The sequence below is a fragment of the Anaeromyxobacter sp. PSR-1 genome (assembly GCF_000964525.1).
GTDB lineage: Bacteria > Myxococcota > Myxococcia > Myxococcales > Anaeromyxobacteraceae > Anaeromyxobacter.
This window is the reverse complement of record NZ_BAZG01000146.1, coordinates 1-10,969: the sequence shown is the minus strand read 5'-3', so window position 1 is coordinate 10,969 and position 10,969 is coordinate 1. Positions and strand designations below refer to the sequence as shown.

The window sequence follows — 10,969 nt, the reverse complement described above, 5'->3', positions numbered from 1 at the left end:
GACGGCGCCGACGGCGGCGGGAACGGCGGCTGGATCGGCGTGGACGGCGCGAGCGCGCCGACGCTGGCGCCGGCGGCGGCGGCGGTGCCCGCGGACGGGATCCGGATCGAGGCCGCGCTCCGCGCCGCCGGGGGCGCCGGCGGCGCCGGCGAGGGCGGCGTGGGCGGCCACGTCCAGCTGTGGGGCACGCAGGTGGCCTGCGGCGCGGTGAACGTGGACGGTGGCGCGTCGGCCGCGATGGCGGGCGGCATCGGCGGGTCGATCGACCTGGCCTCCTCGGCCGCGGCGACCGCGGTGACGGCGCCGCTCACCGCGCGCGGGGGCGCGGGCACGCCGGCCGGCGCGGCCGGCGGGGTGACCATCGACGGCGAGGCGAAGACGCTCGACGGCGGGGTGTACCGGCCGTAGTGCACGGACGGGGGTGAGGGGCGGCTCCGCGCGGGGGCCGCCCCTCACGTTCGACGGCGCGGCGGGCCGCGCGCCTCAGCCGAGGACGACGAGCAGGTCCTCCTTCTCGACCTTGTCGCCCTCCTTGAAGCGGACCTCGGCGATGCGGCAGTCGCCCTTCGCCTTGACGTTGGTCTCCATCTTCATCGCCTCGGTGACGAGCAGCACCGCGCCGGCCTTCACCTCGTCGCCCGGCTTCACGTTCACCTTCAGCACCTTGCCCGGCATCGGCGCGCCCACGTGCACCGGGTTGCCGCGCTCGGCCTTCACGCGCGCCGCGGAGGCCTGCGTGGCCGACTGATCGCGCACGTTGATGGTGCGCCCCTCGCCGTTCAGCTCGAAGATCAGGTCGCGGGTGCCGTCCTTCTCGAGCTTGCCGATCGAGACCAGCTTCACGATGAGCGTCTTGCCCGGCTCGATCTCGATGCTCGTCTCCTGGCCCGGCTCGAGGCCCCAGAAGAACACCGGCGTGGGGACGACCGAGGTGTCGGAGAACGTCTCGCGGTGGCGCGAGAGCTCCGGCCAGACGTTCGGGTAGAGCAGCCAGGACACGAGCGCCTTGTCGTCCACCGGGTGCCCCACCCGCTCCGCCGCCTTGCGCCGCTCCAGCTCGAGGTCGGCCGGCTCCAGCAGCTCCCCGGGCCGGCAGGTGATGGGCTCCTGCCCGCGCAGGATGACCTGGCGGAGCCGCTCCGGGAACCCGCCGTGGAGCTGGCCCAGCATGCCGCGCGCGAGCCCCACCACCGACTCCGGGAACGCGAGGTCGTTCGCCTTCTCGGTGAACAGGTCCTCCGGCTCGAGCCCGTTCTTCACCAGGAACATGGCCATGTCGCCGACCACCTTCGACGACGGCGTCACCTTCACGATGTCCCCGAACAGCAGGTTCACCTTCCGGTACATGTCCTTGCACTCCTCCCACCGGTCGAGGAGGCCGAGCCCGGCCACCTGCGGCTTGTAGTTGGAGTACTGGCCGCCCGGGATCTCGTGGCGGTAGACCTCGGCGGTCCCGCTCTTCAGCCCCGACTCGAACGGCGCGTACCAGTCCCGCACCGTCTCCCAGTAGTTCGCGAGCTGCTGCAGCCCGTCACGGTCGAGCCTCGGATCCCAGGCGCTGCCCTCCAGCACCGCCGCGAGCGAGTTCAGGTTCGGCTGCGCGGTGAGGCCGGAGAGCGGCGAGAGCGCCGCGTCCACCACGTCCACGCCGGCCCTCGTCGCCTCGAGCAGCGTGGCGGAGGCCACGCCGGAGGTGTCGTGCGTGTGGAGGTGCACCGGCAGGCCCACCGCGTCCTTGAGCGCCTTCACCAGCCTCGCGGCGGCGAACGGCTTCAGCAGCCCGGCCATGTCCTTCACCGCGAGGAAGTGGGCGCCCATCCGCTCCAGCTCCTTCGCCAGCTTCACGTAGTAGTCGAGCGGGTACTTGTCGCGCCGCGGGTCGTCGATGTCGCCCGTGTAGCAGACGGCCGCCTCGCAGACCTTGCCCTGCCGGCGCACCGCCTCCATGGCGACCTGCATGCCCCGGGTCCAGTTCAGCGCGTCGAACACGCGGAACACGTCCACGCCGGAGCGGGCCGCCTCCTCGACGAAGCGCTCCACCACGTTGTCCGGGTAGTTCGTGTAGCCGACCGCGTTCGAGCCGCGGAGCAGCATCTGGAACAGGACGTTCGGGATCTCCTTGCGCAGCTTGTGGAGCCGCTCCCACGGATCCTCGCGCAGGAAGCGCATGGCCACGTCGAACGTGGCGCCGCCCCACATCTCCAGCGAGAACAGGCCCGCGCCGAGCACGCTGGTGGCGGGCGCGACGCGGAGCATGTCGTGCGTGCGCACGCGGGTGGCGAGCAGCGACTGGTGCGCGTCGCGCAGCGTGGTGTCGGTGAACAGCAGCCGCTTCTCGGCGAGCACCCAGCGCGCCAGCCCCTCGGGCCCGCGCTCCAGCAGGATGTCCCGGGTGCCCTTGGGCCGCGGCCGCGACAGGTCCACCCTGGGCACGCGCGGCTCGCGGATCTCGGCGGGCCGGGTCGCGCGCGACACGCCGGGCGAGCCGTTGACGGTGACGTCGGCGAGGTAGCGCAGGAGCTTGGTGCCGCGGTCCTTGCGCTCCGACCGCGCCAGCAGCTCGGGGTGGGCCTCGATGAAGGAGGTGTCGCAGCGGCCGGTCAGGAACACCGGGTGGCGCATCACGTTCTCGAGGAACGCGATGTTGGTCTTCACGCCGCGTACGCGGAACTCCTGCAGCGAGCGGTCCATGACGTGCGCCGCGGCGTCGAGCGTCAGGCCCCAGGTGGTGATCTTCACCAGCAGCGAGTCGTAGTGCGGCGTGATCACCGCGCCGCCGAACGCCGAGCCGGCGTCGAGCCGCACCCCGAACCCGCCCGGCGACCGGTACGCCTTCAGCACCCCGTAGTCGGGGGCGAAGCCGTTCTGCGGGTCCTCGGTGGTGATGCGGCACTGCACGGCGAAGCCGCGCCGCTGCACGTCCTGCTGCCGCGCGATGCCGATCTCCGGGTCGGAGAGGCGCTTGCCCTGCGCGACCAGGATCTGCGCCTGCACCAGGTTCCGGCCGGTGATGGACTCGGTGACGGTGTGCTCGACCTGGATGCGCGGGTTGACCTCGATGAAGTAGTGGTGCCCCTGCTGGTCCACCAGGAACTCCACCGTGCCGGCGTTCCGGTAGCTCACCGAGCGCGCGATCTTCAGCGCGTCGCCGCAGATCGCCTCGCGCTGCGCCTCGCCGAGCGCGAGCGAGGGCGCGAACTCGACCACCTTCTGGTGGCGGCGCTGGATCGAGCAGTCGCGCTCGAACAGGTGGACGAGGTTGCCGTGGTGGTCGCCCAGCACCTGGACCTCGATGTGCTTGGGGCGCTCGATGTAGCGCTCGAGGAACACCGCCGGGTTGCCGAACGCGGCGCGCGCCTCGCTGCGCGCCGAGACCAGCCCCTCCAGCAGCTCCTTCTGGTTGCGGGCCACGCGCATGCCGCGGCCGCCGCCGCCGGCGCTCGCCTTGATGATGATGGGGTACCCGTGCTGCTTCGCGAAGATGAGCGCCTCCTCGTCGTGGAGGATGGGCTCGGGGGTGCCGGGCACCACCGGCACGCCGGCGGCCTGCGCGGCCTTGCGGCCGGCGACCTTGTCGCCCAGCCGGCGCTGCATCTCGGAGGTCGGGCCGATGAACGCGATCCCGGCGCGCTCGCACGCCTCGGAGAACTCCGGGTTCTCCGAGAGGAAGCCGTAGCCGGGGTGGATCGCGTCCACCTCCAGCCGCCTCGCCAGCTCCACGATCTCCTCGATGCCGAGGTAGGCGTCGATGGGCGGCTTGCCCTTGCCGACGAGGTACGCCTCGTCGGCCTTGTAGCGGTGCAGCGAGAGGCGGTCCTCCTCCGAGTAGATCGCGATGGTCTGGATGCCGAGCTCGGTGCAGGCTCGGAAGATCCGGATCGCGATCTCGCCGCGGTTCGCGGCCATCACGCGCTTGAACGGGATCGTCATGTCGGGCTCCGGGACGACGTAGCGGCGCGCGCACGCGAGGCGCGCGTCGTTGGCGAGGTGGAGAGTCGATGGCGATCGCCGTCCGCTCTGGGGCGGGCGAGGAACGGGGCGTCGAGGATCAAGTCGGGCGTCACGGGCTCGGCTCGGTCCAGCGGTTCGGCGTCGGGCTGGGAAGTGGAGCACAGCCTGCCGCACCGTGTCGAGGGGCGTCGGAGGGCGGGCGCCCGATTCTCCCGTCGGCGACCGGACCGGTCCACGACACCGCAAGTGAAGGGCGCCGCGCCGGGGCCGGCGGCGGCGCGAGCGCTCCGCTAGCCGCGCGCCAGCAGGTACCGCCCGAGCTCCTGGTCCACGCCGGCGATGTGCCGCCGGAGCCAGTCGGAGATCCAGTTGTGCAGCGTCAGCGCGGCGAGCGGGCTGGCGCCGCTGCGCTGGACCTCGCCCGCCAGCTCCTCGAAGTCGCGCCGGAAGGCGTCGTGCGCGGCCTTGTGCGCGGCGTACTCCGGGAACCCGGCCGCGCGCATCTCCCGCTCCTCGGCCTCGAAGTGCTCGATCACGTAGTCGGCGAGGAACTCGAGCAGCGGCTGGACCTCGGAGCGATCGCCCGCGCGCAGCGCCACGATGAGGCGCGCGGCGCGGCGGAAGAGCTCCTGGTGCTGGGCGTCGATCTCGGCCACCCCCACCGAGAGCGACGGCGTCCACTCGATCACCATGGCGGGCCCAGTATCCCCGGTCGCGGTCCCGGCCGCCACGGGCGCGGCGCCGCAGCCCCGCTCACCGGGTTCCCCGCAGGTGCCGCGCCAGGTGGGCGTCGGTCGCGCCGATGTGCGTGGCCAGCCAGTCGGCGATCCAGGTCTCCGCCCGCACCGCGATGCCGGCGCTCGGCCCGGCCCGCTCGAACAGGTCGCGCAGCGCGTGGTACTCGCGCACGAAGCGGTCGTGGGAGGCCTTGTGCACGGTGAGGCCGGGGAACGCGGTCTCCGACATGAGCCGCTCCTCGTCCGCGAAGTGCTCGACCACGTAGCTGCCCAGGAACTCGAACAGCGGGCCGACCTCGGCGCGATCCCCGCGCGCCAGGGCCTGGACCAGCGACTCGTACCGGCGGAACAGCTCCTGATGCTGCCGATCGATCACGTCGTGACCGAGCTCCAGCGCCGGGCTCCAGCGCGTGCTCATCAGGCTTCCCCCTCGACTCCCCCGGCCGGCACAGTCCCCCGGACGACGCATTCGGGGTAGTCCCTCGTCCCGGCGACCGCGCCCTCCTGTCCCCAGGCATGCGCGCGCGCGAAAAGCTTGCCGGCTCCGCGGCGCGCGAGGTGGAGCCAACCCCGCGAAAAAGCAGGGGCTCCGCCAAAGACGCGCGGCACGAAAGCTGCTATCTTCGCCAGCTCCGCTCCACATGGGGGCGTGGAGCCCCTCCCGAAGGCACCTCGACGATGACGGCCAGCACCTCACCCCGCGAGATCCCGTTCAACTACACCTCGGCCGACGACCGCCAGGCCATCTCCCACCTGCTCGGTCCGCACGTCTGGCAGAAGCTGGAGGAGCTCCGCGGGCTCCGCGTCACCGGCCGCAGCGCCCGCCTGCTGATGCGGTTCTTCGGCGAGATCCTCATCCACCGGCGCAACCCCTTCCTGTTCCAGGAGCTGGTCGAGTCCCGCGCCCGGCGCCGGCGCTTCTTCGCGAACATCGAGACCGACCTCGGCCTGGTCGAGAAGAACGCGAACGGCGAGGCCCGCGTGCTGGAGGTCCTGTCCGAGAGCCGGCAGCTCCTCGTGGCCTTCCGCCAGGAGGTGGACGGGACCCCGGAGCTGCGCCGCCGGATGCTGCGCGAGCTGGGCCCGGTGGTGGGCAAGGACGCGGTGCTCTTCGACCCGTTCACGCTCGTGTCGCACGCCACCGACGCCACCGACTGGCGCCTGCACCTGCCGGTCGCGGTGGTGATGCCCGACGACGAGCGCCAGGTCGCGCCGGTGCTGGCGGGCATCGCGCGGCTGGGCCTGAAGGCCATCCCGCGCGGCGGCGGCACCGGGCTCACCGGCGGCGCGGTGCCGCTGCGGCCCGGCTGCGTGGTGGTGAACACCGAGAAGCTGAACCGGATCCGCGGCGTCTCGCAGCGCGCCTTCACGCTGGCGGACGGCCGGACCGCGGCCGCGCAGGTGGTGGACCTCGAGGCCGGCGTGGTCACCGAGACGGCCATGGAGCACGCCGCCGCGCGCGGCCTGGTGTTCGCGACCGACCCCACCAGCGCCTGGGCCTGCACCATCGGCGGCAACATCGCCGAGAACGCCGGCGGCAAGGACTGCGTGCAGTGGGGCACCTGCATCGACAACCTGATCTCGTGGCGGATGGCGATGCCGTCCGGCCGGCTCTGGACGGTCCGGCGCACCGATCACCAGCTGCGCAAGATCCTCCCGGAGGACACCGTCACGTTCCAGGTGTCCGACCAGGACGGCGCGGTGGTGAAGACGGTCGCGCTGCGCGGCGCCGACGTCCGCAAGAAGGGGCTCTGGAAGGACATCACCAACAAGGCGCTGGGCGGCGTGCCGGGGCTGCAGAAGGAGGGCACCGACGGCGTCATCACCTCGGCGGAGTTCATCCTCTACCCCGAGTTCGAGGTGAAGCGGACGCTGTGCCTGGAGTTCTTCGGGCCGGACTTCGACGAGGCCTCGCGGGTGATCCTCCAGCTGGCCCGCGCGTTCCCGTTCCCGAACGACGGCAAGGAGACGCTCACCGCGCTGGAGCACTTCGACGACGAGTACGTCCGCGCCATCGACTACAAGGTGAAGGCCGCCCGGGCCGACACGCCGCGGGCGGTGCTGCTCATCGACGTGGTGGGCCACTCCGCCGAGGAGGCGGCGCGCGGCGTGGGCAGCATCCGCGCCATCCTCGACGAGCACCCCAACACCGAGCTGTTCGAGGCGCGCGACGCGGCCGAGGGCAAGCGGTTCTGGGCCGACCGCAAGAAGCTGGGCGCCATCGCCCGGCGCACCAACGCGTTCAAGATGAACGAGGACATCGTCCTCCCGCTCGACCAGCTGGCCGGGTTCGCGCGGTTCGTCGAGGACATGAACGTGGAGGAGGAGCGGTACGCGCAGGGCCGGCTGGTGGACCGGGCCGAGGAGCTGCTGCGGACCACCGAGCCGCCGCGCGAGGACCCGGAGTGGCTGGCCGGCAAGATCCCGGCCGCGCTCGAGCGCTGCGCCCGCGCCCGCGACGCCATCTCGCGCGCCGGCCCGAAGGACCTGCGCGCGCTGGCGCTGCTGGAGGACTTCCGCCGCGACCTCGCCAAGCTGATGCGCGGCTGGCCCGAGCTGACCCGCGCGGTGGACCGGGCGCACCAGGAGGTGCGCGACCGGCTGGTGGTCCTCGCCACGCACATGCACGCCGGCGACGGCAACGTCCACGTGAACATCCCGGTGCTGTCCAACGACCGGCCCATGCTGCGGCGGACCGAGCACGTGCTCGACGTGGTGATGGAGAAGGTGGTGTCGCTCGGGGGCGTGGTCTCCGGCGAGCACGGCATCGGCATCACCAAGCTCAAGTACCTGGAGCCGGAGCGCATCGAGGAGCTGTCGGCGCACCGCCGCGACGTGGATCCCGGCGGGCTGATGAACCCGGGCAAGCTCGAGGACGTGGACGTGCTCGACCGCGTCTTCACGCCGTCGTTCAACCTCCTCGAGCTGGAGGCGCGCATCCTCCAGCACGGCCAGCTGGAGGAGCTGGCCCGCGCCATCGCGCACTGCGTCCGCTGCGGCAAGTGCAAGCCGGACTGCTGCGTGTACCACCCGGCGCGCGGCATGTTCTTCCACCCTCGCAACAAGAACCTGGCGATCGGCTCGCTCATCGAGGCGCTGCTCTACGACGCCCAGCGCAAGCGCTCCACGCGCTTCGAGCTGCTGCGGTGGCTGGAGGAGGTCGCCGACCACTGCACCATCTGCCACAAGTGCCTGAAGCCCTGCCCGGTGGACATCGACTCGGGCAAGGTGTCGATCCTGGAGCGCGAGATCCTGGCGAGCTGGGGCTACAAGCACTCGACCGCGGCGACCCGCGCCACGCTCGGCTACCTCGACAGCCGCTCGCCCACCTACAACCGGCTGTTCCGCTCCACCGTGGTGCAGATCGGCGGCGCGCTGCAGCGGGCCGGCTGCGAGGTGACCGCGCCGTTCCAGCCGAAGGACGCGGCGCCGCGGCTCTACCCGCTCCAGCTGCTGCGCGCGCCCATGCCGCCGGCGCCTCCGGAGACGCTCCGCGACGTCATCCCCGCCTGCGAGCAGGACCAGGTGCTGGTGTTCGAGCCGGGCGGCGGCGCCGAGGCGGAGCGGACCGTCTTCTACTTCCCGGGCTGCGGCTCGGAGCGGCTCCAGTCGCACATCTCGATGGCCGCCCTCCACGTGCTCACCCAGCTGCGCACGCGGGTGATCCTGCCGCCGCCGTTCATGTGCTGCGGGTTCCCGCAGCAGGTGAACGGGAAGGCGGACACGCACTCGCAGATCATGCTGCGGGACACCATCCTGTTCAGCCAGATCCGCGACATGTTCGCGCACCTGCAGTTCGACGGGTGCGTCGTGACCTGCGGCACCTGCCGCGAGGGGCTGGCGGAGATGGAGGCGGGCCAGCTCTTCGGCGGGCGCCTCGTGGACGTCACCCGGTACGCGCTGGAGCGCGGCCTGAAGCTGGAGGGCTCCGGCGACTTCCTGTACCACGCGCCCTGCCACGACTCGCTGGACGGCAAGGCGCAGGAGGTGCTGGTGAAGCTCGGCGGGTTCGGCAAGGTGGAGGCCGTGCCGCACTGCTGCTCCGAGGCCGGCACGCTCACGCTGTCGCGGCCGGACATCACCGACGCCATGCTGCACCGCAAGCGCGCCGCGTTCGCCGAGGCGCTCGAGACGCGGCCCGGCGGCGCGACCGTGCTCACCAACTGCCCGTCGTGCGTCCAGGGCCTCGGCCGCAACGCGCCCATGGGCGTGCAGCCGAAGCACCTCGCCATCGCGCTGGCGGAGCGGATCAGCGGCCCGGGCTGGCTGGAGCTGTTCCGGTCGAACGCGGCGCGCGCACACGCCGTGCATTTCTGACGCGGCGGCGCCCGGCGCTCCCTCGATCGGATCAGTCGATTTCCGGCGCCGGCCCCTTCTCAGGTGCCTGCGGACCGTGCAGACTGCCCGATCTTCGAACGCGGGATCGCGCCCGCAACGAAAGGGAGAGCATGTCCAACAAGATGGATGAGAGGCTGGAGTCGATGTACCAGGACGTGCTTCGCCGCAACCCCGGCGAGGCCGAGTTCCACCAGGCGGTGCGGGAGGTGCTCGAGACGCTCGGGCCCGTGCTCGCGAAGTACCCCGAGTTCCGCGAGCGCAAGATCATCGAGCGCATCTGCGAGCCGGAGCGGCAGATCATCTTCCGCGTGCCGTGGCAGGACGACCGCGGCGAGGTCCACGTCAACCGCGGGTTCCGCGTCCAGTACAACAGCTCGCTCGGCCCGTACAAGGGCGGCCTGCGGTTCCACCCGTCCGTCTACCTGGGGATCATCAAGTTCCTCGGGTTCGAGCAGATCTTCAAGAACGCCCTCACCGGCCTGCCCATCGGCGGCGGCAAGGGCGGCTCCGACTTCGACCCGAAGGGCAAGTCGGACAACGAGATCATGCGGTTCTGCCAGAGCTTCATGACCGAGCTGTGGCGGTACATCGGCGACACCACCGACGTGCCCGCCGGCGACATCGGCGTGGGCGGCCGCGAGATCGGCTACATGTACGGTCAGTTCAAGCGCCTCACCTCGCGGTACGAGGCGGGCGTGCTCACCGGCAAGGGGCTCGACTACGGCGGCTCGCTGGTGCGCACCGAGGCGACCGGCTACGGCGCGACGTTCTTCGTCGAGGAGATGCTGAAGGTCCGCAAGGACTCGTTCGACGGCAAGCGCTGCGTGGTGTCCGGCTCCGGCAACGTGGCCATCTACACCATCGAGAAGATCACCCAGCTCGGCGGCCGCGTGGTCGCCTGCTCCGACTCGAACGGCTACATCATCGACGAGAAGGGCATCGACCTCGACCTCGTGAAGCAGCTGAAGGAGGTCGAGCGGCGGCGCATCAAGGACTACGTCGAGTACCGCGGCCACGCCCGCTACGTCTCGGGCGGCAACATCTGGGAGATCCCGTGCCAGGTGGCGATGCCGTCCGCCACCCAGAACGAGATCAACGGCCACGACGCCAAGACGCTGGTGAAGAACGGCTGCATCGCGGTCGGCGAGGGCGCGAACATGCCCACCACGCCCGAGGGCATCAAGGTGTTCCTCGACGCGAAGATCTCCTACGGGCCGGGCAAGGCCGCCAACGCCGGCGGCGTCGCCACGAGCGCGCTCGAGATGCAGCAGAACGCGACCCGCGACAGCTGGACCTTCGAGTACACCGAGAAGCGGCTCGCGAACATCATGAAGAACATCCACCAGAACTGCTACGAGACCGCCGAGGAGTTCGGCGCCCCGGGCAACTACGTGGTGGGCGCGAACATCGCCGGCTTCATCAAGGTGGCCAAGGCGATGGTGGCGCACGGGCTCATCTGAGGCTCCGCCCCCAGTTGCGCGGGGCAAAGGCTTCTGTAGTTCGAGGGCCCGGCGGCGACGCCGGGCCCTCTCTGTTTGTCGGCAATGAGGGTGCGGCGGGGGTCGGGGGCGGTGCTGCGGGCCGGAGCCGGGGCTGCGGGGATCGGCTTACGGAGAGACCTGAGGGCGTGGCGCGGGGCGCGGGTCCTGCGCGAGGCGGGTGCGGGCGGAGCGGCGGAGCGCGGCGGCACCCATTTGTCTCACAGTGAACGCTTGACGGGCTCGGGGCTCGGGGCGGCTTTCGCGAACTGACACGCCGTCGCGCAGGGTCTCCGCGCATGCGCAGGGCGTCGCCGTGGCGCGCGTTCGTGAGCCGAGGGGTCGCGGCACCCCGGCCGCGTTCTCTCGTCCTGGGCCATCCTCGTGCGTTTTCACGGAGCACGAAGTCCGCGTGCGATGCTTCGTGCAGACCCCGCATCGCCGGGACCCCCACCGGTCGTTCTG

General features: G+C 71.6%; 5 protein-coding genes and 1 pseudogene. 3 read left to right on the top strand and 3 right to left on the bottom strand.

Features of this window, described 5'->3' with window-relative positions; genetic code table 11:
• Positions 1–408, top strand: a pseudogene (locus PSR1_RS17505) (hypothetical protein); the annotation flags it as partial.
• Positions 409–483: 75 nt separating this feature from the next.
• On the opposite strand, the gene PSR1_RS17500 reads toward PSR1_RS17505, so the two are convergent.
• The 3 genes from PSR1_RS17500 to PSR1_RS17490 all read right to left on the bottom strand — a co-directional run bounded on the left by PSR1_RS17500 (position 484) and on the right by PSR1_RS17490 (position 5,106).
• A complete protein-coding gene (locus PSR1_RS17500) occupies positions 484–3,930 on the bottom strand; it encodes a pyruvate carboxylase (RefSeq protein WP_059438737.1) in 3,447 nt (1,148 codons plus the stop codon).
• Between the two features lie 311 nt (positions 3,931–4,241).
• Positions 4,242–4,643: a bacteriohemerythrin gene (locus PSR1_RS17495; protein ID WP_059438736.1), complete on the bottom strand. Its 402-nt coding sequence runs from the start codon at positions 4,641–4,643 to the stop codon at positions 4,242–4,244.
• 61 nt (positions 4,644–4,704) lie between these two features.
• Positions 4,705–5,106, bottom strand: coding sequence for a bacteriohemerythrin (locus tag PSR1_RS17490; RefSeq protein ID WP_059438735.1), 402 nt, complete (start codon positions 5,104–5,106; stop codon positions 4,705–4,707).
• Positions 5,107–5,366: 260 nt separating this feature from the next.
• Between PSR1_RS17490 and PSR1_RS17485 the strand changes: the two genes are divergently transcribed.
• Together PSR1_RS17485 and gdhA are read left to right on the top strand one after the other, a co-directional pair.
• Positions 5,367–9,005, top strand: a complete 3,639-nt coding sequence (locus tag PSR1_RS17485; protein WP_059438734.1) for a DUF3683 domain-containing protein — start codon at positions 5,367–5,369, stop codon at positions 9,003–9,005.
• Between the two features lie 131 nt (positions 9,006–9,136).
• Positions 9,137–10,486 (top strand): NADP-specific glutamate dehydrogenase, encoded by a 1,350-nt coding sequence (gdhA, locus tag PSR1_RS17480; protein WP_059438733.1) that lies wholly within the window; start codon positions 9,137–9,139, stop codon positions 10,484–10,486.
• Positions 10,487–10,969 lie beyond the last annotated feature (483 nt).